Consider the following 22,316-nt stretch of genomic DNA (forward strand, 5'->3'; position numbering starts at 1 on the left):
GACAGCAAAAATCGAAACCGAAAGGGGGAAATGATATGGAACTCAGACTGGAGAGCGAAAAGCCTATATATGTTCAGCTGTGCGAGTGGCTGTCGGATATGATAATAAGCGGAACGATACCTGAGGGAGAGCAGATACCGTCCACAACAGAAATATCAGTGGAGTATAAAGTAAACCCCGCCACAGCCTTGAAAGGCATAAATATGCTCGTGGATAAAGGGGTAATATTCAAAAAAAGAGGTTTGGGAATGTTTGTTAGCGTGGGTGCAGTGGAAAAACTCAAAGCAGAAAGACAGCAGGATTTTCAGCAGATCTACGTTGACAAAATGTGCGCAGAAGCCAAAAAGCTCGGCATATCAAAAAATGAGATAATCGCAATGATCGAAAGGGGATTTGACAAATGAGCGTAATAAAAATAGATAACGTCACCAAAAAATACGGCAAAAATATAGCCTTGGATAACGTTTCAGCCGAAATAGAAAGCGGCAGGATATACGGACTCCTCGGCAGAAACGGCGCAGGCAAATCCACTCTTATGAATATCATAACGAACCGTGTTTTTGCCACCTCGGGCAGGTGTACTCTTGACGGCGAAGACCTTTTGGAAAATGATAAAGCACTGAATCGTATATACGCAATGAGCGAGAGCGTCACAATGCCGGCAGGTCTGACCTTTAAGCAGGCGGTGAATATCACGGCTGATTTTTACGGCGGTTTTGATAAGGACTATGCCTATTCTCTTGCCGAAAAGTTCAAGCTTGACCCGAAAAAACGCCTTTCTGCACTGTCAACAGGCTATCTGACAGTTTCAAAGCTCATTCTCACCTTGGTGAGCGGTGCAGACTTTCTCTTCTTTGACGAGCCTGTTCTTGGGCTTGATGCAAACCACCGTGACCTTTTTTACCGCCTGCTGGTAGAACGCTTTGCCGAAACTCAGTGCGGCGTGGTAATATCCACCCACCTTATCGAAGAGTGCGAGAACCTTGTGGAGAATGTCATAATAATAGATAAGGGCAAGGTGCTTGCGGCAGGCAAAACGGAGGATATTTTGACGGATGGCTATTCCGTCACAGGTGCAAAGAGTTTAGTTTCTGCCTATTGTCAGAATAAAGAGGTGCTTTGCATGAAAAACATCGGAACAATAAGCTCGGCGTATCTAAAGGGCACGCCCGAAAATGTCCCCGAAGGTCTTGAGATCTCAAGACCCGACCTACAGCAGGTGTTCATAAATCTGACAGGTGAGGAGGGGGAACAATGAATGAGCTGAAACTCTGTAAAACTACTGTTGTAAGAACTCTCCTTCCCCTTGCAGCCGTGCTTGTGTTTTTCCTTGTGCTGCTTGCGGCAAAGGCTTTGAGCGTGGAGGGTGTGTCGGAATATTATGAATTGCTTACGGGGGCGGCAGCATTTGCGGCGGCGTTTTTTACGGTAAAAGAGATATTCTCACTTTCAGTCTGCTGTGGTGTGTCAAGAAAAACGTCCTTTGCTGCAATACTTATCTGTGCTTTTGTCACAGCATTTATAGTTGTTGCCGCACACAGCATAGAGAGCTTTATTTTTGCAGATAAGCTGAAAGGAACTGTTATACGCCTTGACGGCGTGGCAGTGGACTATACACACGCAGAGATACTGCAAAATTATTCTCTTTTATCGCTGTCATTCAGCAAAAGTGCAGCTTATATCTATTCGATGCTGTTTGTGAGAACTTTTCTCATATTTTTCAGCGGCTCGGCATTTTTCATTATAATGAGCCGACTTGAACGCACAGGCAAACTCATCAACTGCGGCGTTATAGTTATCCTTGCGGCACTGAATATCGGCGGCGGTATCTTCACAAAGGCTTTGAGAAGTCCTTTGCTGAGCTATGAGTTCTTTGAAAATATCGTTCCCGATGTTGCACCGATAGCCTTTTCCGTTACCTATGCGGCACTTACGATCATCGCCGCATTGACAGCTTACCTTTTTTGGCACAGAAAGCCTATCAAAAGACAAAGGGGTGTGAAATAAAATGCGAAAGATCAAAACACTCACACTTTTCAAGACGATCCAGAGATATTACTGCCTTGTGATATATGCCTTTATGCTTTGCCTCTACGGCGTCATCACAGTATCTGCATTTTTATGCGGTAGCGGCGATATGGCAATAGCCTGCGATTTTGTGCTGCCCTTGCTGCTGATAGCCTCTTGCGTCGTCACCGCAGTGTGTGCATATGTGGTCTGCACGAACACTATTCAGATAACCTGTGCACAAAATATCCCAAGAAAATGCGGCATAGGCTGTGTGCTCCTTAGTATGATAACAATGTCGGTATTCGTTTCAGGCGGCTATCTCCTGTGGCTGCGTGTCATAGAGCTTATGTGCGGCAGCTCCGCAGGCTCTGTCGAATATGAACTTCTTGAACAAAGATCACAGATATTCGATATATTTTTCAGCGGCTCACGGCTTGGCAGCTTTGTTTCGGCAATGATGTTTTTTGCCATAATATTTTTGTCCGCACTGCTTTTGAGCGTGGTGATAAAGCGTTTTAACAGGTCTGTCGCTATACTTACAGCGGCGGCGTACACCGCACTTTTCATAAAACTTTTTTCTGAGCTGTATGCAGGAAATTTTGCTGAAAGCATCGTATACCGCAGAACTCTGGGTCTGCTTGCCGTTGCAGAGCTGGCAGTATTTTTCGCAGTAGCTTGCAGGCGAATGGACGTTAAAAGATAATATGCCAACAAAAAGTGCCGATACGGACAAAACGTATCAGCACTTTTTTATGCCTTGCGGCTATTAGTTTCACATATTATGAAATAAGCCAGTTAAGTATCTGGAAGTTAGGCTTTGAGTCATCAACGACAGTTACCTCAACAGTGTGAGTAGCCACCTCGTCAGATGAGTATATCTGCTGTGCCTTAGCGTAGTTGCCCCAGCCGCTTGTGAAGTCAGCGTTGATAGTCGCAACGTCCTCGCCATCGACCTTTACAGCAGCCACGCCGGACTTGCCGTCAACTGTCATGTAGTATATCATACCAATGTTCTTTGCAGTTATTTCAAACTTGATAGTGCCGCCTGTTGTCGTTCCCCAACCGTCTGTGAACTTCTGGAATGTTGTAACATCTGTGAATGTTCCCTCGTCAGTTGTCTTTACAATGTCCTCTGTCTGACGGCTTCCGATAGTAGCGTCAGCGAATACATCGCCCGTCGGTGCAACAGTGCTTGTGTCAAATGCCTTTGCTTCCTTGTCAACGCTGTCAATATTGTCCTTTATGTTGCCAACGAATTTTGTGAGCAGTGAAGCCATTATAACGTGTCCGTCATCATTAGGGTGAACGTTGTCAGGTGAAATGTCAGCCCATGTGAAGTTGCCGGCCTCTATCTCAGGCATAACAGCGTCATGATAAGATATCATAGGAATGTTGTAAGCCTGTGCTACCTTGAGATGTGCAGCCTGTGGAGATGTACCCCCCTCAGTTGAAGGCTCAAGTATCATAACTGCAGGATTGTTGTCCTGCTCAAGACACATTCTTACAAGGCTGTCCATGCAGGACTCATAAAATTCATCATCAGCGTCATTGATAAACTCGATAACGATAATGTCAGGCTTAGCCTCCAAAGCGTCACGCTGTGCTCTGTGAACACCTATGTATGAGTCAGTTGCACCGATACCGGCATTAGTAACATCAACATAGAAGCTTACGTTTTCCTCCCACCAGCTCTTGAACTGGTTTACATACTGATTAGTTGAGGAGTTAGCACCCGAACCTGCCGTGATAGAGTCGCCGATGAAACAGATCTTTGTTACCTCCTTAGGATTTTGCAGAGCGTAGTCGAGCTTAGCCGCAAGACGGGAAGTGTCGCCCTCGTTGATAACGCTTCTGGCGATCATGTTCTCAGTAGCACCATTTTTAACATCTATCTTTTCCGTAGATGCAGGGTATTCAGCAAGAAGCTTGTCTGAAACACTTTCGGCATCAGCCGCACTTGAATCGGAAGCCTGAGAGTTTGCCGCAGCGGAGTTTGAGTCAGCAGCAGAAGAGCTGTTTGAATCACCGCAGCTTGTGAGAGCAGCGCTTGTCATGCAAAGAGCAAGAGCCGCCGCAAGGAATTTCTTCATAGTAATAAGGTCCTTTCATATCTTGATTTTGCCAAATGGCTGTATATATTAACAAATATATTATACAACAAAAAACAAATTAATGCAATAGGTATAAAACGATTACATTTGAATAAATCAGGGGCGAGGGTAAATGAGGAGCGAAGTTAAGTGAGGAGTGAGGAATGAGGAATGACAGTGCCACACAAAGTAGAGTACCCAACACCGAGCGAAGCGAGCAAAAGGTCCAGGGACACGTCCCTGGTCAGGGTCAAGGGGTGAAACCCATTGTGGGGTCTAGGGGCAAAGCCCCTAGCGGAGTATGAGGCAGAGCCTCATTCGGCGCAAGCCGACAAGGTGCAGATTGTAGTATCAAAAGCAGATAGAAATAGGATATCAGATGAAAGTGATATCGGAGAATTAAATCTGCACCGTCTTTCTAGCCCTAAGCGCAATGTAGATACGCAAAGAGCGGAGCGATTTTGCGGCGGCAGGAACTTGCCCGAATGAGATGTAGGGGCGAACATTGTTCGCCTGTGCTTGGAGTTTGCTGTAAATTCAGGATTGTAGGGGACGACGCCCTCGGCGTCCCGCTCGAAGGAGTGAGGTTTGTATTTTTTTCACAAGCCATGCAGGGGGACAAAGGCTGTCGAGGGGTCGGGACGTCGAGGGCGCCGTCCCCTACAAATGCGTTGTGTGGTTATTCGGGGTTGTTGTGAAAAAACACAAATGGTGACGTGCGAGAAATAATGGGACGTCGTATTTCTGCAAAGCAGAAATTGCGCCGCTCCCCTACATGGTTTGTGCTAACACCCCCAGAAACCATTTGACAATCCCCTACCCCCATGCTATAATAAATTCAGGAGGTGACATAACATGGAAATGTTTGATCTGAGAGCCGACTATAAAACACTGCCTGACGAAACTCTTCGCAGGCATTTCCGCAGGCTTATAAAAAGGCAGCGGCGATTTGCAGCTTTTACCTTTGCGTTGCTTATTCCTGCGGCTATAATATACGGAATGATGGGATGGGCGAATTATTTTGCGGCGGAAAGTGCGATGTTCGCATTTTTTGATGTAAGCTCAAATGCCTTTTTTAACTATGTGGCGTTTGCCGCAAGCGGAGCTTTGCTTGTGGCGGATACTGTTAAATTGATAGCCGCCTCCCCTGCTGTTATGATACTGTATATGGGTCTGAAAATCGGACTTTTCGACAGCGTGTCAGGCGATACTTTCGTTATGCTCGCCTACCTTATAGTAGCCGCTGTCATCACCGCAAAAACTGTGTCTGACCTTAATTTCATGCGTAAACTCCCCAACTTTCCCTTCGACGGCAGAAAAGAGCGTATAGACTTCGAGGGGCTTACCCGTGATAAAATGACCGAAAACCTGCAAAAATTGCTTGATAACCAAAAGGGCGATAAGGTCATAACTAACGATTATGAGGATATCTTTACAAGCGATAAACCACAGGATATCGCCAGCCCTCCCGAAAATACCGACGAGTATCTCCAACAGCATAAAATGTCTTATCAGCGTGTAAGGTCATGGAACGATGTGAGCAGACTGGATTAACAGCCTGCTCCTTTTCTTTAATTATTTAATCAAGTGTGCGAAACTATGTCTTAATTTCTTAAAAATCGTCCGATTTTCTCTTGATTTATTCATTAAATCATGTTATAATAACACTGTGTTTGAATTTATAGGAAAGGAGCTGTGCTGTATGATCGGTAACATCAAAATAATTGCGGTCTGTATGTGTAAAGTCTATGATGAGCGTAACTATAGAATCATACGGGCTCTTAATAATTTTGCTGTTGAAAACGATTACAGATTGTTTGTATATCACACCTGCTCAGACCTTTATTGGAAGACTCTGTCTGAAAAAGGCGAGCAGTCTGTGTTTGATCTTATTGATTATAATATAACAGATGCCGTCGTGACCTTTGAAGAGGGTGTGTATGCTGAGAATGTAATGACAAAAATCAGAATGGACGCCGCCAAATATGGTAAGCCTGTCATATCAGTTGGCGTAGAGCATGACGATTGTATAAGCATCAAATTCGGCTATGCAAAAGGCTTTGAACAAGTGGTTCGCCATGTGATAGAACAGCATGGTGTAAGAGATATAGGCTTTATCGCAGGCAGAAAAGACGAAGAAAATTCAGAAGAGCGTATAGCAGTTTTCAGAAAGCTACTCGAGGAGTATGATATCCCATTCAGAAATGATGTCTTTTATTACGGTGACTATTGGTCTGTTCCTGCTTTGAAAGCAGTGGACGATATGATAGAAAAAAATAAAGTCCCAAGAGCAATCATCTGTGCAAACGATATGATGGCTATAGCCGCAGGGGCTGAGTTTCAAAGAAGGGGCTATAAGATCCCGGAGGATATTATCGTAACAGGCTTTGACGGCTCAGAAGAAGCTAATTTTTGCACTCCTATGCTTACAACAAGCGGCTGTAGCTATGATGATACCGCTAAAACCATCATTGATGTTATAAGTAAAGCTTTGGCTGGTGAAAAGCCCGAAAAGATATATACAGTAGACTATGATCTGTCCGTTGAAAATTCCTGCGGATGTAAACCATCAGTCGAGCAGATAAATACAGGGGAGTATATCAGAATACTCCGAGACAGAATGAACCGCTATCAGGACGAGGAGCGTGTCCTCTATGAGCTTGCAGTGAATATCATGAATTGCGAAACTCCTAAGACTCTTGCTACACTGCTGAAGGAGTATGCTTTTGGCGATGTGGCTGTTGTGGTGAACGGCGATTTCTTTGACGAACGTAAAGCCCCTGGTGTAATAAGCGATAGAGAACCGCTTTTTAGCGATAAAATGATACTTTTGCGGAGCCGTGCCGTGGAAGATAGAAATATCCCACAGCCTTTTGACCGCACTAACATCATTCCCGATATAGAGAATATAATGGACTATAAAGTCCCCCTCATATTTTCAGCACTTGCCCATATCGGCGTACCACTTGGCTATGCCTGCTTCTATTTTCCGGCTCAGCTCAGCGAGTATTTTAAAATACCACTCTATGTAAATTCCCTAAATACCGCCCTGGGCAGCTTCCGAAGCGTCACCTATCAGAAGTATATGACAAAGCATATCGAAGAAATGTACCGTCACGATATGCTAACAGGGCTTTATAACCGTACTGGCTTTTATAATGCCCTTGAAACTCTCCCACGAAGAAACGACCAGCTTGCACTGGTGGTCTCAGTGGACGTTGACGGATTAAAGTATATAAACGATAATTTCGGACACGAGGCAGGCGACTATGCAATAAGAGCCGCCGCAAACGCTATCGACAGCGTGAGCATAGAAAATAAAGTCTGCGGAAGATTTGGCGGAGATGAGCTTGCTCTTTTTGCTATAGTTGATACAGACCTTGCCGAGCAGGTCAAGGAGGAGATAAAGGATAAAATGGCGGAGCTGAACAGGCGAAGCGGCAGATCCTATGTCCTCTCAGTAAGCGTCGGTGCAGCAGTAGCCCCGGTGGAAAACTTCTGGTTTGACGATGTAATGCACATCGCCGATAAATATATGTATGAAGATAAAAGACAAAAACCTCATAACAGAATATGATTTGTAATGGTTCTGAAAAAACTTTTATGGGCGACCTTTGGCCGCCCTCTTTTTGTCATTGACCGGTCGGCAAAAATTTTCATACACCCTCAGAGGACGGATAAAACCGTCCGTTTTTTATTTTTTGCATAATTTTGCTTGACAAAACGACATAAAAGTTGTATAATATTAATTAATGCTTTGTGAACTATGTGTTTCTAACAATGTGTACAAAAAGCAGAATGTATATTTGTGCGAAAGGGAGAAGTTGAGCCGCAGTAACCACCTGTGTGCAACTTTTTGCCCCTGTGAACGCATTTATATGTGTCAGCATATTAGGAACGGAACGTGAAAATGAAGATAAAACAGCTTTTTTCGGGCGATACCGATAATACATTCATACAGTTTTTCAGATACGTCTTTGTGGGCGGATTCGCATTTGTGGTGGATTACGGCATTATGACAGCTCTTGTGGAGCTTTGCCGCTTCGACCCAGTCATTGCCGCGACTATCTCTTTCGTGGCAGGACTTTTGGTGAATTATTCCCTGAGTACGTTTTGGATATTCAAAAATTCAAAGATAAAAAACCGCCTTGCAGAGTTTGCGGCATTTGCCGCCGTGGGCGTTGTGGGACTTGGCATAAATGCCGCAATAATATGGTTTTTCAAGGATATCCTTGCTTCAAAGCTCATATTCGGCACACTTCTCCCGCAGGATAAATATTATCTTGTGGGCAAACTCGTTTCCACAGTGATAGTTTTCATATGGAACTTTGCAGGCAGAAAATTTATTATATTTGATAAAAATAAAGTCTAAACAGGAGAGGATAACACATGGAAAAGGTAATTATTATAGGCGCAGGTCCAGCCGGTCTGACTGCGGCAATAGAGCTTCTTAAAAACGGCGGAGACTATGACGTGACCATACTTGAAGGCTCGCAGGCAATGGGCGGAATATCACAGACAGTGAGATATAACGGCAACCGCATGGATATAGGCGGACACAGATTTTTCTCCAAAAATCAGCAGGTCATGGATTGGTGGGCAGACCTTATGCCTTTGCAGGGCAAGCCTGCCTATGACGATAAAAAGCTAGGCCACGAAAAGCCGCTTGCCGAAAACGGCCCCGACCCTGAAACCGATGATAATGTAATGCTCGTCCGTGACAGAGTGTCGAGAATTTATTACAATAAGCACTTCTTCGACTACCCTATCTCAATGAAGCCCGAAACCATAAAGAACATGGGCTTTGTCACCACCATGAAAGCAGGCTTTAGCTACCTTTGGGCGTGCGTGTTCAAAAAGCCTGAAACAAACCTTGAGAATTTCTACATAAACCGTTTCGGAAAAGTCCTCTATTCAATGTTCTTCGAGGGCTATACCGAAAAGCTTTGGGGCAGACACCCAAGCGAGATATCCGCAGATTGGGGTTCACAGCGAGTAAAAGGTCTTTCTATCACAGCCCTTTTGAAAGATATGTTCAAAAAGGTGTTCGGCACAAAGAATAAGGGCGAGGTAGAAACCTCCCTTATCGAGCAGTTCTGGTATCCAAAATACGGCCCTGGTCAGCTTTGGGAAACCGCCGCTGAGAAAGTAAAAGAGCTTGGTGGAAAAATACTCACAGGCTGTCAGGTAAAGAAAATAATGTGCGAGGGCAGGAAAGTCACCTCCGTTGTCTGCGATACCGCTGAGGGCGAAAAGACCTTCACAGGTGATATCTTTATCTCCTCAATGCCTGTCAAAGACCTTATCCTCGGCATGGACGGCACAAAGCCTTGCGATACCGTCATAAAGATAGCCGAAGGTCTGCCATACCGTGATTTTGTTACCGTTGGTCTGCTTGTCAATAAGCTCAACCTTAAAAATGAAACAAATAAAACAACTCTCGGCAATATCGTTCCTGACTGCTGGATATATGTTCAGGATAAGGGCGTAAAGCTTGGCAGAATACAGATATTCAACAACTGGTCGCCTTATATGGTGGAAAAGCCTGAGGATACAGTTTGGATAGGCCTTGAGTATTTCTGTGCCGAGGGGGACGATTTCTGGAATATGTCCGAGGAGGATTGCGTGAAATTCGCAACCGCTGAGCTTGTTAAAATGGGAGTTATCTCTGAAAATGAAGTCCTCGATTCCCATAGAGAAAAGGTCAAGAAAGCATATCCTGCTTATTTTGATACATATAAGCATTTCGATACCATGATAAAGTTCCTCGATACTTTCCCGAACCTCTATTGCGTTGGCAGAAACGGTCAGCATAGATATAATAATATGGACCATTCAATGCTCACCGCCATGGAAACAGCCGAAGCTATAAAGACCGGCAAAAAGAGCAGAAAAGATATTTGGAACGTAAATACAGAAAAAGAATATCACGAAGAAAGATCTGGAAACTAATATGAACAAAAAGAAAGGTGGACTTCTTCTGTCCCTGCGGAAAGACATGAACAGAAGAGCCATAAGCGACAGACGGCTTGAGGCGAACTTCCGCACCCTCAGCCGTCACCCTTATATAGTTGCAGCGTTCATATGCCTTGCACTCACAGGCTTTGGAAGCTATAGCTATAAGTTTTTAAACGGCGTCATTGTGTGTGGCGTTTTCATGATAATAGAGTTTTTCTACCTCAGACGGTTTTTGAAACAGCTCGATGACAGCGGAAAGCATACCGCAGGCTCAGTTTTGACCTTTGCAGGCAAGACCTTTTTGACCCTTGCGGCAGTGAATTATTTCGTACATGCCCAATATAAAGCGGCTTTTATCTGCTTTGCAGGACTTTGCGTCGTGCTTGTTATGTATGTCGCATTGCTCAATAACGATAAAAAGTTCCACGACCGTGTCACCTGCCTTGCTTTGGCAGGAGCAGGCTTTGTCCTGCGCTATTCCTATGTCTTTATGTCCGATATCTATACAAGACAGAATGACGTGTGGTATTTCGGCGGCGAGGGCGGTCACGCAGGCTATATAGAGTATATCTATAATAACAACGCCCTGCCGAATTTCGACCCTACCACCCTTTGGCAGTATTATCACCCGCCTCTCCACCATATCATCTGTGCAGTGTGGCTGAAATTCTGCGCCTCCGTAGGCATAGAGTATTACATGGCTTGCGAGGCTATACAAGCCTTGACCCTATTCTATGTCTGTGCCGTAACGATAACAGTCTATAAGATATTAAGGCTCTTTGACCTTAAAGGCAAAGCCCTGACTATCCCGTTCGGTATGTGCTGTATGTATCCATACCTTGTCCTAATGTCAGGGGGAATAAATAACGACCCTCTTATGCTGTGCTTTACAGTGGGAGCAATATATTGCGTGCTGAAATGGTATAGAGAACAGACCACAAAGAATATCGTCAAAGCCGCCCTCTGTATCGGTCTTGGCATGATGACAAAAATATCCGTAGGGCTTATCGCCCCTGCCATAGCCGTACTTTTCTTTATGGCGCTTGTGCAAAATCGTAAGAATATGGCAAACCGCCTGGGTCAAATGTGCCTTTTCGGTGTAATATGCTGTCCTCTTGGACTTTGGTGGAGCGTGAGAAACTACCTGCGTTTCGGCGTAAAACCAAACTATGTCCCAAGCCTTTCAAATGCCGACGTCCAGTATATAGGCGACCTTACAGCCAAACACCGCCTTACAGACTTCGGCTTCTCACAGATCAAAATAGTCTTTGAGCAGTGGGGCGGTGAAAGCTATAAAGAGTATAACCCTACCATAGCAATGCTTAAAAACTCCATTTTTGGCGAGGGCATAAACGAAACTTTCTTCCCTGAAAACGCAAGGCTCGTGCCATATGCACTTTTCTGGATAGCCTTGGTTCTTGCGGTCATAGCGTTCATCGCAATGCTCATAGTGCTTTTTGTAAAGACCGATAACGCAAGATTTACCGAAAAACTCATGCTCACAGTGGTCTATGCCACTATCTTAGGCAACTATTATAACTTCTGCATCAAATATCCTTTTATCTGCACAATGAATTTCAGATACATAATCCCATGTATGCTCATAGGACTTATAAATATCGGACTTTTCACAGACCTTTGCAACCGCTCTGAAAAAGCCCCCTGCAAAGCCATAGTCAGCACCCTGAGCTATCTTTCTTCTGCGTTTATCGTCCTGTCCTACATAACATACTTCTTTGTGGCAAGCACCAACGGATAAAACCCCGACCCCATGCAGGGGCGAACAACGTTCGCCCGCCTAGCTTCCCCACAAACTGAAAAATATCGCAAAAAAATACCGACCGCTCAACCCGAGCCGTCGGTATTTTCATTATACCAATATAGCCTTATTTCTTAGTAGTCACATTCTTAACAGTCGACCAAGCCCCGTAATACTTTGTGCCACCTACAGTTGTGTAAGATCTCACACGAACATAATATTTCTTGTTGGCAGAAAGCTTTGAAACAGTGGTCTTGTCTGTCTTGTTGTTTGTTATAGTCACTTTCTTTGCACCAGTGAACTTTGAGTTGGTAGCATACTGAATTTCATATCCAGTAGCAGAGCCTTTTTGCGCCCAATCCACAAAGAATGCCTTTGACTTAGCCGTAAGCTTCTGTATCTCCTGTTTTGCAGGGTTTATGTTGAAAGTCTTTGTGATAACTCCGCCATACTTGCCCTTGCCTGTTATTTTTACAGTAGCCTTGCCAACTTTTTTGTTGTTGGAGTATGAAACTGTGTAGTCAGTGCCGTTTTTAAGAACAGTGTTTCCGACCTTTACAGTTACGTTCTGTGTAATAGCCTTTCCTGTGAACGCCTTTGTGGAAATGCCAGAAACAGTAGCCTTTGCGATGTCGTTGTTAGCTGTCTTTATGCTCTTTACATCAGACCATGCGCCGTAATATACCTTGCCGTTTACGTTTGTGTAAGAACGAACACGAACATAATATGTCTTGTCCCCCGACAGACCGCTTACTGTCAGTGTGTCAGGCTTGTTTGCTGTCAAATGCTTTGAAACAGCACTGCTCATGTTTGCGTTTACAGAATACTCAATGTCATATCCCGTTGCAGAGCCTTTCTGCGCCCAGTCAATATAGAAGCCCTTGTATTTTGTTTCAAGCTTCTGTATCTGCTGTTTTGCAGGAACAATGTCGAACTTAGCGCTCAGAGAGCCTGAATAGTTGCCCTTGCCGTATACATAAACGTTTGACGTGCCAACGTTCTTGTTGTTTGAGTATGAAACTGTGTAGTCAGTGCCGCTTGTAAGCGTCCTGCCTGCTACCTTTACTGTAACTGACGGAGTAATATTGCTTCCCGTGAATGAAACGCTTGAAGCCACTGAAACTGTTCCGCCTGCCATTGCACGCTTTGTGATAGTGAAGTTCTTTGATGTGTAACCTGTGTAGTCGCCCATGCCTGTCGCAATAACAGTTGTAACGCCAACGTTCAGATTGTTTCTGTATGAGATAGTGTAATCCTTGCCTTCCTGAAGCACCTTGCCGCCAAACGTAACTGTAGCCGCAGGCTTTTTGTATGTGCCGTCATAAACATAGCTTGTTTCTGAAAGCGTAATAAGTCCGTTGTTAAGGCTCTTCTTTGAAACAACTATCTTAACGTCCTTTGAAACGCTGTTATAACCATTTGCAGAAGCCGTAACAGTAACATATCCTGTGCCTGTCTTGAGAGCGGTCACGTTTCCGTTCTTGTCAACAGTGCATATATACGGAGTCGTGCTTTTGTATGTGAGAACAGCACCGCTTGTTGATGAGCTTGCGCCAATGTTCTTGCTCTGTCCCGCAACTATGGTAACGCTTGAAGAGCAGTTAAGATCTGCTTTTTTGCCGTAAGGCTTCATAAGAGCCTCGATAACGTCCTTTGCAGGGCTTGTAACAGTGTTGTTTTTTCTGTTTATGTAGCCGTGATATTCACTGTTGAGAACAATGCTGTTTCCGTTGTATACTGCAAAAGCATTGTTGTCCCACAGTACGCATGGAATGTTGTTCTTCTTTGCAAGCGCAGTGTAGTCTGTTGCCCACTTTACACGCTCAGCAGTGTTGTTCTTGTCCGTTGAGCCAAACTCGCCGATAACAACAGGTATACCCTTGTCACGGAAATTGCTTTTCAGCGTGCTGAAAAGGTCCTGAAGCTCGTTCTTTATAGAAGATGTATATGTAGAGGTCGAGCCTGAACCAACATTCATTGCAAAGTTGTAAGGGCTGTAAGCGTGAACTGATACAGCGATGCGGTTTTTGTTGCCTGAAATATCTGTAGGAAGCTTGAAGCCTGAAACAGTTGCCCCGTCTATGGAAGCGTCGTAACCAGGACACATGATAAGTCTGCCCCTGTTGTTTGAGCCTGTGTCTCTTATGGTGTCAACAGCCTTCTGATTGAGTTTGTTAATGCACTCTATAGCGTCCTTTACCTCTGACGGAATGTTCCACTTGCTGAACCACCACTCATAGCCTGTGCCAATAAGCCGAGGCTCGTTAAGGGTTTCAAATATAAGATGATAGTCATAATCCTTGAAATATTCTGCCATCTGTGACCATACGCTCGTAACAAATTTCTCAGAGCTTGAATATGCAGAAGACCTTGGATAATATCCTGCTCCCGAAGCGCTTTCAGAAGACTTTGTGTCATGATGAATGTTGAGAATTACATACATATCGTTTTTGTAGCAGTAGTCAACTACTTCCTTTACTCTTGCAAGCCATGCAGAGTCGATAGTGTAGTTGTCACCCGATACGTGCTTGCCCCAAGAAACAGGCACTCTCACTGTGTTGAAGCCTAAAGACTTTACCTTGTCTATAAGAGCCTGAGTTGTTTTAGGATTGCTCCACGATGTTTCCGTGTCAAGACCCGAACCGCCTGTTGCGTCAAGAGAGTTGCCCAAATTCCAGCCCAGACCCATATCCTCAAGTATGGCTTCCGTGTCAGCGTTTTTGAGAGTATCTCCCGACAATGCCTGCGCATTTATATCCCCAAGGTCAAGACCAATAAATATGGTCATTGCCATTAAAAGAGATAAAATAAAGCTCAGGTATCTTTTTGATACTGATTTCATTCTTTCCCGTCCTTTCATATATAAAATATTAACCTCATCAGTACCTTTTATTATACCACATCTCTGTTCAAATTAGAATACGCTTATTAAACAAATAACGTACATTCTTTTTGTGTATAAATCTCATATGTTCATATTTTTAATCACTATATGAAAAAGTGTCGATTATTAGAGCTGATATAATTATACAATGTTAAAATTTTAGAGGATATTATCTGCAAAAAAATCAGATCTTGCTATTGAAAATGAAGCAGTATTGTGCTATAATCAAATGTGTTCAAAACTTTAGTCCAAAGAAAGGAAAGGTATATTTTATGAAAGTTAAACAGTGGCTTGCATCATCACTTGCAGTGCTGATGCTTGTTTCGACCGTGGGCTGCGGAGATAATTCCTCAAGCTCAAAGGCTGAAAGCAAATCAAACAACAGCTCTGCCGTTGTTTCGGAAACTGCAATGCCTGAAAAGGATTATGCAACAACGACCGACGGCTCAGCGAAAGTCAAGATCGACGGAACAAAATTCATGGTGGGCGACAAGGAACTTTGGTTCAATGGAGTGAACGCTCCATGGGATAAGTGGAACGACTTTGGCGGAGGCTTTAATTTTGAGTTCTGGCAGGATCATTTCCAGAAGCTTCACAATTCAGGCGTAAATGCCGCAAGGATCTGGATAATCTGCAACGGCGACGTTGGTATGGCTATCTCAGCAGACGGTACATTTGACGGTGCAACAACAGCTCATTGGGAGGATCTTGACAATCTGTTCTATCTTGCAGAGCAGTATCAGATCTATATAATGGCAACAGTTCAGTCCTTTGATAACTTCAAGGATCAGAACCAGAATTATCAGGCTTGGAGAACGCTCATTCAGGACAGCGACAAGACAGATATGTTTGTAGATAACTATATAGTTCCTCTCGTTCAAAGATACGGCAAGAGCGACTATTTCTGGTCTGTGGACCTTTGTAACGAGCCTGACTGGATAGTTGAAAATGAAGAGTGCGGCAAGCTTGATTGGCTCTATCTGGAGCAGTATTATGCAAAGGCAGCCGCAGCTATCCATGCAAATTCAGACGTTCTCGTAACCGTGGGCATGGGTATGATAAAGTATAACTCCGACAGCCAGCAGGGCAACAAAATATCCGACAGCGCGCTTCAGGACGTTTTGAGCGGTGATAAGTATGACAAGAGCCTTGCCTATGTTGACTTCTATTCAACTCATTGGTACACCTGGATGCAGGGAATGTGGGGATATCCTTTCAGCGAATCTCCAACAGACTTTGGCCTTGACGGTACAAAGCCTTGCGTTATAGGCGAATGCCCGGCCGTTGCAAGCGACAGCGATTTCGACATCACCTCAGCTTATGAGGACGCTTACAACAATGGCTGGAACGGCGTGTTTGCATGGAAAACAAGCGGTCAGGACGACGGCTGCGGACTGTGGCTGGATATACAGCCTGCTATAGAGAAAATGGCAGGTATCTGCGAGGATAAGATATTCCCTAACGGCAAAAAAGCTGTATAAACAAACTTTGATAAAATAATCACAAAAAGAGCCGACTTTTGCGGCTCTTTTTTGTTGCTCTTTTTTGTGAACAAATTGTGCTGTCTGTTGACTATAATGCGGCATAATGCTATAATAAGATACGGAAAATCAATGACGATTTGCAGAGAGTAAAATGCTGTAGATCGTTATTTTTACGCATTAACGTCATATAATGGCGGCGTGGAAAGGAAGTAAAATCATGGAAGAATACAGCTACATATTGTTTATTGCACTTATACTGCTTTCGACCAAAATTCTCGGACTTGTAACAAAGAAAATGAAACTGCCGCAGGTAGTCGGTGCGTTGTTGGCGGGCGTAATACTCGGACCTGCCGTTCTTAATGTTGTAAAAGAAACTGAGTTCATCTCAGAACTGTCAGAAATTGGCGTTATCGTGCTGATGTTCACCGCAGGACTTACAACAGACGTTAAGGAGCTTAAAAGGACTGGTAAAGCGTCATTCATAATCGCTCTTCTTGGCGTTATCGTACCACTGTTTGGCGGACTTGGACTTGCCGCTGCAATGGGCGTAGGCAAGGGCGATAAGCTCGCCTGCTCACCATTCCTGCAGCACCTCTTCATAGGCGTTGTGCTTACTGCAACATCAGTTTCTATCACAGTAGAAACTCTGAAAGAGCTTGGCAAGCTTTCTACAAGAGCAGGTAATGCCATTCTCGGTGCGGCTATCATAGACGATATCCTTGGTATCATCGCATTGACCCTTATCACAAGCCTTGCAGATACAAGCGTTCACGTTGCAACAGTTCTCATTAAGATAGTAGCGTTCTTTGCAGTGGCTATCGGCTGTACAGTCGTTTACCATGTTGTGTTCACAAAGTGGAGAAAAAGAGATAAAAAAGACCTTAGACGTCACGTTATCATTTCCTTCGTTTTCTGCCTGCTCATGGCGTATGTAGCAGAGCTTTTCGGCGTAGCAGATATCACAGGCGCATTTGTTGCAGGGCTTGCAATTTCAAGCGAAAAGGACGTAAAGTATATCTCAAACAGATTTGAAACACTTTCGTATATGTTCCTTTCACCAGTGTTCTTTGCAAGCATCGGTCTTACAATGAATGGTATCAACATGAGCGGCAAAATGGTGCTGTTTACAGTTTTGCTCCTTGCTGTGGCAATAATCACAAAGATAATAGGCTGCGGACTAGGCGCAAAGGTTTGTAGGTATACAAATCAGGAAAGCTTGCAGATAGCAATGGGTATGATCTCACGAGGCGAGGTCGCACTTATAGTAGCGGCTAAAGGACAGAAGCTTGGACTTATGGGCGACGAGGTTTTCGCACCTATCATCATTATGGTGGTTGCAACAACGATAATCACACCGGTATTCCTGAAGTTTGTGTTTAAGGATAATCATGAAGAACACGTTGAGGACGAGCTTATGAAGTCTGTGGAGGGCTTCTCACAGTATGAACAGGAGTTGCAGGAACTCTCAAGAAAAGAGAAATAATGATAATCAAAGAGGGCGGTTCGCTGAGAGCCGCTCTTTTTTTGTACAAAAAATCCGCTACCACGAATGATAGCGGATATGGGTGCAGGGGCACGCCCCTGCTTAAAGATTGAACATGATCTGATTGAGAACGCTCTCCAGATATTCCTGTCTGCCGCTTGAAAGTGAGTCAGTAACTTCGCCCTTCTCAACTGCATACTTCTCAAGGCTCTCCATGTCAGCCTTACCTGCAATGATGTCTGCACCAATGCCTGTTGTCCAGCTTGCATATCTGTCATCAACGAACTTGTCAAGTCTGCCGTCCTCAATGATCTTTGCAGCAGCCTTAAGACCAAGTGCAAATGTGTCCATACCTGCAATGTAGCTCAGGAAAATGTCTTCCATTGTGTATGAGCCTCTTCTTGCCTTAGCGTCAAAGTTCAGACCGCCGTTTGTGAAGCCGCCTGCCTTGAGAACTTCGTACATACAAAGTGTAGCGTCATAAGCGTTTGTAGGGAACTGGTCTGTATCCCAACCGAGCAGTGGGTCGCCCTGGTTAGCGTCGATAGAACCGAATACACCGTTATCTCTTGCAACTCTCAGCTCATGCTGGAAAGTGTGCTGTGCAAGTGTAGCGTGGTTAGCCTCAATGTTCATTTTGAAGTCCTTGTCAAGACCATATTTTCTCAGGAAACCGAGAACTGTAGCTGTATCGAAATCATACTGATGCTTTGTAGGCTCCTTTGGCTTTGGCTCGATGTAGAAATCGCCAGTGTAGCCCTTTGAACGAGCGTAATCAACAGTCAGCTTCATAAGTCTTGCCATGTTGTCAAGCTCCAGACCCATGTTTGTGTTCAGAAGAGTTTCATAGCCTTCTCTTCCGCCCCAGAAAACGTAGCCCTTACCGCCAAGCTTGATAGTAGCGTCAACAGCGTTCTTGATCTGTGCAGCCGCATAAGCAAAAACATCAGCAGAAGGTGATGTGCCTGCACCATGCATATATCTTGGGTGATCGAAGCACTTAGCAGTACCCCAAAGAAGCTTCTTAGTAGGGTCAGCAGCCATTTTTTCAGCTATGTAGTCAACTACCTCAGCAAGCTTTGCGTTAGTGGTGCCGAGATCACCGTACTCAGGAGAAAGGTCACGGTCATGGAAGCAGAAATAGTCGATAGAAAGCTTGTCCATTATCTCGAAAGCAACATCGACCTTCTTCTTAGCTCTTGCCTCAGGAGCAGCCTCGCCCCAAGTCTTGTCAGTAGTGCCGCAGCCGAACATATCAGTGCCGTCGCCACCCATTGTGTGCCACCATGAAAGAGCGAACTTGAGCTGTTCTCTCATAGTCTTGCCCATTACAACCTCATCTGGGTTATAATACTTAAAAGAGAGGGGATTAGTTGAGTTTACACCCTCATACTTGATCTTTGGAATATCCTTAAAATACTCTGCCATAATTTTGACCTCCGAATATATTATTGTTTGATCTTAACGATTAAACGATTACAATACAATAATACACCAAATCGCACCCGTTTGTCAACTGTTTTTTATCAAAATTGCATATATTGATATATATTAAAATTGTGGGATAACTGCATAGACACACTATTTTTTCTCGTATTTTCATCAATATTTCTGTAATAATTTTCTGTAATAACTGCACAAATTTTGACAACTAAACTTGTGCAAACAAATGATTTATCTTTTAATTTGGCAACATTTCTGCAATTGTTGCATTTTTTATGCAACAAATTACCCCTTTTTCGGGATAAGTATAAGGGTATTATCCCAAATCGAATATCCTGCAAGGTAGCAGTGTATGAGGAAACATTTTGTCAACGTGAGTTAGGTGAACACGATGAGAGGTTCTGATCGCACAGAAAAGCACTTCCTGCACCTTGTTTGAAGCTTGAAAATTGAATATAAAATACGGATAACCCCACGGCAACAAATCTGTAGGGGCGAACACCGTTCGCCCGTCGAAGGAACAAGCCCACAATTACAACACGGTTTGGCAACCGAAAAACTTGCCCACCGCACCTGTAGGGGAGCGACGCAATTTCTGTTTCACAGAAATGGGCGTCCCGATATTCCTCGCCCATTGAATTAACGGAGATTATCACAACAATGTCACCCCGAATAATTCAACATCGAAGATACCAAAACCACGGAGTTACCCCTCCGAACGGGACGCCGAGGGCGTCGTCCCCTACAATTATGGATACTGTTGATACGCATACCTCCATTGAATACATTTATCCCCACCCGAAAATCTGATTTCAGACCTGCAATACCCCTTAATAAATTGTACAATATGCTTCCAAAACCAATTTTTAGCTTGATAGATATTGTGCAACCCTACAAAAATCACATAAATGACCTTAAATGACTTGAATTTTGCGAAAAAGGTGCTAAAATATAATTAGCACTCAGAAAGACTGAGTGCTAACAATCCGAGCGTGAGAGTGCTGAAAACATAGGTACGACCACGAAGGATTCTAATTTAGCATATTAAAAGGTATCATAAAAGGAGGAACTTATCATGGCGATCAAACCATTGCAGGACAGAGTTGTAGTTAAGATGACAGAGGCTGAGGAAACCACAAAGAGTGGTATCATTCTCACAGGCTCAGCTAAGGAAAAGCCTGAGGTCGCAGAGGTAATAGCTGTAGGCCCTGGTAAAAAGGACGTTACTATGGGTGTTAATAAGGGCGACAAGGTGCTTATTTCTAAGTACAGCGGTACTAATGTTAAGCTGGATGGTGAAGAGTTCATTATAGTTAAAATGGACGACATTCTCGCAGTTGTTGACTAATTTCACTGCATTTTAAATAGTATATAAACGGAGGTAATTTACAATGGCTAAGGATATAATTTTTGGCGAAGACGCAAGAAAAGCTTTGCAGAGCGGTATCGACAAGCTCGCAAACACTGTTAAGATAACACTGGGACCTAAGGGCAGAAATGTAGTTCTTGATAAGAAGTACGGTGCTCCTCTTATCACAAACGACGGTGTTACTATAGCTAAGGAGATCGAGCTTGACGACCCATTCGAGAACATGGGTGCTCAGCTTGTAAAGGAAGTCGCTACTAAGACTAACGACGCTGCCGGTGACGGTACAACAACAGCTACATTGCTTGCTCAGGCTCTTGTTAGAGAGGGTATGAAGAATATCGCAGCAGGTGCTAATCCAATGGTACTTAAGAAAGGTATGGATCAGGCTGTAGATACTGCTGTTGAAACTATCGTCGCTAACTCAAAGAAGATAGAAGGCTCTGATGAGATAGCTAGAGTAGGTGCTGTTTCTGCCGCTGATGAGAATATCGGTAAGCTTATCGCTGAGGCTATGGAAAAGGTAACTGCTGACGGCGTTATCACTCTTGAGGAGTCAAAGACTGCTGAAACTTACAGCGAAGTTGTTGAAGGTATGCAGTTCGACAGAGGATATATCGCACCTTATATGGTAACAGATACAGATAAAATGGAAGCTGTCCTTGATGACGCTTACATTCTTATCACAGACAAGAAGATCTCTAACATTCAGGAAATTCTTCCACTTCTCGAGCAGATCGTAAAGGCTGGCAAGAAGCTCCTTATCATTGCCGAGGACGTTGAGGGCGAGGCTCTTTCAACTCTTATTGTAAACAAGCTGAGAGGTACTTTCACTTGCGTAGCTGTAAAGGCTCCTGGCTTTGGCGACAGAAGAAAGGAAATGCTCCAGGATATCGCTATCCTCACAGGCGGTCAGGTAATTTCATCTGAACTTGGTCTTGAACTCAGCGAAACAACTATGGAGCAGCTGGGCAGAGCAAGACAGGTAGTCGTTCAGAAAGAGAACACTATCATTGTTGACGGCGCAGGCAACAGCGACGATATCAAGGCAAGAGTTGGTCAGATCAAGTCACAGATCGAGAACACAACTTCTGATTTCGACAGAGAAAAGCTTCAGGAAAGACTTGCTAAGCTTTCAGGCGGCGTAGCTGTTATCAAGGTCGGTGCTGCAACTGAGGTAGAAATGAAAGAGAAGAAGCTGAGGATCGAGGACGCTCTGGCAGCTACAAAGGCAGCTGTTGAAGAGGGTATCGTAGCAGGCGGCGGAACAGCTCTTATCAACGCTATGCCAGCAGTTAAGAAGCTCGTTGACAAGCTCAGCGGTGACGAAAAGACAGGCGCTCAGATCGTTTACAAGGCTCTTGAAGAACCAGTTAGACAGATCGCTGTAAACGCAGGTCTTGAGGGCAGCGTTATCATAGACAAGATAATCCGTTCAAGAAAGGTCGGCTACGGCTTCAACGCTTATACTTCTGAGTATGTTGACATGATACCTGCAGGTATCGTTGACCCTACTAAGGTTACACGTTCAGCTCTCCAGAACGCAGCTTCTGTTGCTTCAATGGTGCTCACAACTGAGAGCCTTGTTGCAGACAAGAAGGACCCACAGGCTGACGCTGCTATGGCAACCGCAGCAGCAGGTGCAGGCGGAATGGGCGGTATGTACTAATAAGCTCCCATGACTAATATCTGATATAATTTACAGCCTCCGTAGTTATCCTGCGGAGGCTGTTTGTATGGAATGGGTAATATTTTATGACATGGTTTACAAAAATCAAATAATATCCTCAATACTTTTGTAAGTAAAATCCAAAAGTATTGATTAATTAAATTAAATAT

The 22,316-nt window shown here is 44.1% G+C and carries 16 protein-coding genes; 13 read left to right on the forward strand and 3 right to left on the reverse strand.

Features of this window, described 5'->3' with window-relative positions; translation table 11 throughout:
• Positions 1-35 precede the first annotated feature (35 nt).
• From WS40_RS00305 to WS40_RS00320, 4 genes are read left to right on the forward strand one after another with little or no spacing between them, the layout of a single operon-like run.
• Positions 36-404, forward strand: a complete 369-nt coding sequence (locus tag WS40_RS00305; RefSeq protein ID WP_046439170.1) for a GntR family transcriptional regulator — start codon at positions 36-38, stop codon at positions 402-404.
• Positions 401-1,258, forward strand: a complete 858-nt coding sequence (locus WS40_RS00310) for an ABC transporter ATP-binding protein (RefSeq protein WP_046439173.1) — start codon at positions 401-403, stop codon at positions 1,256-1,258. The genes WS40_RS00305 and WS40_RS00310 overlap by 4 nt, the downstream gene beginning before the upstream one ends.
• Positions 1,255-2,007: a hypothetical protein gene (locus WS40_RS00315; RefSeq protein ID WP_046439175.1), complete on the forward strand. Its 753-nt coding sequence runs from the start codon at positions 1,255-1,257 to the stop codon at positions 2,005-2,007. The genes WS40_RS00310 and WS40_RS00315 overlap by 4 nt, the downstream gene beginning before the upstream one ends.
• Position 2,008: 1 nt before the next feature.
• The gene (locus WS40_RS00320) at positions 2,009-2,713 is read left to right on the forward strand and encodes a hypothetical protein (protein ID WP_046439177.1); all 705 of its coding nucleotides are present in this window, start codon (positions 2,009-2,011) and stop codon (positions 2,711-2,713) included.
• 76 nt (positions 2,714-2,789) lie between these two features.
• Here the strand turns inward: WS40_RS00320 and WS40_RS00325 are convergent, their stop codons facing one another.
• Positions 2,790-4,100: an SGNH/GDSL hydrolase family protein gene (locus tag WS40_RS00325; RefSeq protein ID WP_046439182.1), complete on the reverse strand. Its 1,311-nt coding sequence runs from the start codon at positions 4,098-4,100 to the stop codon at positions 2,790-2,792.
• A gap of 855 nt (positions 4,101-4,955) precedes the next feature.
• Between WS40_RS00325 and WS40_RS00335 the strand changes: the two genes are divergently transcribed.
• The 5 genes from WS40_RS00335 (at position 4,956) to WS40_RS00355 (ending at position 11,817) form a co-directional block, all read left to right on the forward strand.
• On the forward strand, positions 4,956-5,654 hold the full coding sequence (locus tag WS40_RS00335; protein ID WP_038670236.1) for a hypothetical protein: 699 nt from the start codon (positions 4,956-4,958) through the stop codon (positions 5,652-5,654).
• A 148-nt stretch (positions 5,655-5,802) separates the two neighbouring features.
• On the forward strand, positions 5,803-7,677 hold the full coding sequence (locus WS40_RS00340) for a diguanylate cyclase domain-containing protein (protein WP_046439188.1): 1,875 nt from the start codon (positions 5,803-5,805) through the stop codon (positions 7,675-7,677).
• A gap of 333 nt (positions 7,678-8,010) precedes the next feature.
• Positions 8,011-8,472: a GtrA family protein gene (locus WS40_RS00345; protein ID WP_046439191.1), complete on the forward strand. Its 462-nt coding sequence runs from the start codon at positions 8,011-8,013 to the stop codon at positions 8,470-8,472.
• 17 nt (positions 8,473-8,489) lie between these two features.
• Positions 8,490-10,052 (forward strand): NAD(P)/FAD-dependent oxidoreductase, encoded by a 1,563-nt coding sequence (locus tag WS40_RS00350; RefSeq protein WP_046439193.1) that lies wholly within the window; start codon positions 8,490-8,492, stop codon positions 10,050-10,052.
• Position 10,053: 1 nt separating this feature from the next.
• On the forward strand, positions 10,054-11,817 hold the full coding sequence (locus WS40_RS00355) for an ArnT family glycosyltransferase (RefSeq protein ID WP_046439195.1): 1,764 nt from the start codon (positions 10,054-10,056) through the stop codon (positions 11,815-11,817).
• 127 nt (positions 11,818-11,944) lie between these two features.
• Here WS40_RS00355 and WS40_RS11195 read toward each other — a convergent pair whose 3' ends face one another.
• Positions 11,945-14,659: a cellulase family glycosylhydrolase gene (locus WS40_RS11195; RefSeq protein WP_325208338.1), complete on the reverse strand. Its 2,715-nt coding sequence runs from the start codon at positions 14,657-14,659 to the stop codon at positions 11,945-11,947.
• 314 nt (positions 14,660-14,973) lie between these two features.
• On the opposite strand from WS40_RS11195, the gene WS40_RS00365 reads away from it, so the two are divergent.
• Together WS40_RS00365 and WS40_RS00370 are read left to right on the forward strand one after the other, a co-directional pair.
• A complete protein-coding gene (locus tag WS40_RS00365; protein ID WP_038670246.1) occupies positions 14,974-16,182 on the forward strand; it encodes a cellulase (glycosyl hydrolase family 5) in 1,209 nt (402 codons plus the stop codon).
• A 220-nt stretch (positions 16,183-16,402) separates the two neighbouring features.
• Positions 16,403-17,668: a cation:proton antiporter gene (locus WS40_RS00370; protein WP_046439197.1), complete on the forward strand. Its 1,266-nt coding sequence runs from the start codon at positions 16,403-16,405 to the stop codon at positions 17,666-17,668.
• Between the two features lie 102 nt (positions 17,669-17,770).
• Here the strand turns inward: WS40_RS00370 and xylA are convergent, their stop codons facing one another.
• Positions 17,771-19,096 carry a xylose isomerase gene (gene xylA, locus WS40_RS00375; protein ID WP_022287212.1) on the reverse strand — a complete coding sequence of 442 codons (1,326 nt, stop codon included), beginning with the start codon at positions 19,094-19,096 and terminating at the stop codon, positions 17,771-17,773.
• A gap of 1,090 nt (positions 19,097-20,186) precedes the next feature.
• On the opposite strand from xylA, the gene WS40_RS00380 reads away from it, so the two are divergent.
• Together WS40_RS00380 and groL are read left to right on the forward strand one after the other, a co-directional pair.
• Positions 20,187-20,459: a co-chaperone GroES gene (locus tag WS40_RS00380; RefSeq protein WP_022288719.1), complete on the forward strand. Its 273-nt coding sequence runs from the start codon at positions 20,187-20,189 to the stop codon at positions 20,457-20,459.
• 43 nt (positions 20,460-20,502) lie between these two features.
• Positions 20,503-22,146 carry a chaperonin GroEL gene (gene groL / locus WS40_RS00385; RefSeq protein WP_046439201.1) on the forward strand — a complete coding sequence of 548 codons (1,644 nt, stop codon included), beginning with the start codon at positions 20,503-20,505 and terminating at the stop codon, positions 22,144-22,146.
• The last annotated feature ends 170 nt before the right edge of the window (positions 22,147-22,316 follow it).

Origin of the sequence: Ruminococcus sp. N15.MGS-57 (assembly GCF_000980385.1) — a bacterium.
In the GTDB taxonomy this organism is placed as follows: domain Bacteria; phylum Bacillota; class Clostridia; order Oscillospirales; family Ruminococcaceae; genus Hominimerdicola; species Hominimerdicola aceti.

Bases quoted from the DNA above. Each gene is read 5' to 3' on its own strand.
- WS40_RS00305 (WP_046439170.1), top strand. From the start codon at position 36: ATGGAACTCAGACTGGAGAGCGAAAAGCCTATATATGTTCAGCTGTGC.
- WS40_RS00310 (WP_046439173.1), top strand. From the start codon at position 401: ATGAGCGTAATAAAAATAGATAACGTCACCAAAAAATACGGCAAAAAT.
- WS40_RS00315 (WP_046439175.1), top strand. From the start codon at position 1,255: ATGAATGAGCTGAAACTCTGTAAAACTACTGTTGTAAGAACTCTCCTT.
- WS40_RS00320 (WP_046439177.1), top strand. From the start codon at position 2,009: ATGCGAAAGATCAAAACACTCACACTTTTCAAGACGATCCAGAGATAT.
- WS40_RS00325 (WP_046439182.1), bottom strand. From the start codon at position 4,100: ATGAAGAAATTCCTTGCGGCGGCTCTTGCTCTTTGCATGACAAGCGCT.
- WS40_RS00335 (WP_038670236.1), top strand. From the start codon at position 4,956: ATGGAAATGTTTGATCTGAGAGCCGACTATAAAACACTGCCTGACGAA.
- WS40_RS00340 (WP_046439188.1), top strand. From the start codon at position 5,803: ATGATCGGTAACATCAAAATAATTGCGGTCTGTATGTGTAAAGTCTAT.
- WS40_RS00345 (WP_046439191.1), top strand. From the start codon at position 8,011: ATGAAGATAAAACAGCTTTTTTCGGGCGATACCGATAATACATTCATA.
- WS40_RS00350 (WP_046439193.1), top strand. From the start codon at position 8,490: ATGGAAAAGGTAATTATTATAGGCGCAGGTCCAGCCGGTCTGACTGCG.
- WS40_RS00355 (WP_046439195.1), top strand. From the start codon at position 10,054: ATGAACAAAAAGAAAGGTGGACTTCTTCTGTCCCTGCGGAAAGACATG.
- WS40_RS11195 (WP_325208338.1), bottom strand. From the start codon at position 14,659: ATGAAATCAGTATCAAAAAGATACCTGAGCTTTATTTTATCTCTTTTA.
- WS40_RS00365 (WP_038670246.1), top strand. From the start codon at position 14,974: ATGAAAGTTAAACAGTGGCTTGCATCATCACTTGCAGTGCTGATGCTT.
- WS40_RS00370 (WP_046439197.1), top strand. From the start codon at position 16,403: ATGGAAGAATACAGCTACATATTGTTTATTGCACTTATACTGCTTTCG.
- xylA (WP_022287212.1), bottom strand. From the start codon at position 19,096: ATGGCAGAGTATTTTAAGGATATTCCAAAGATCAAGTATGAGGGTGTA.
- WS40_RS00380 (WP_022288719.1), top strand. From the start codon at position 20,187: ATGGCGATCAAACCATTGCAGGACAGAGTTGTAGTTAAGATGACAGAG.
- groL (WP_046439201.1), top strand. From the start codon at position 20,503: ATGGCTAAGGATATAATTTTTGGCGAAGACGCAAGAAAAGCTTTGCAG.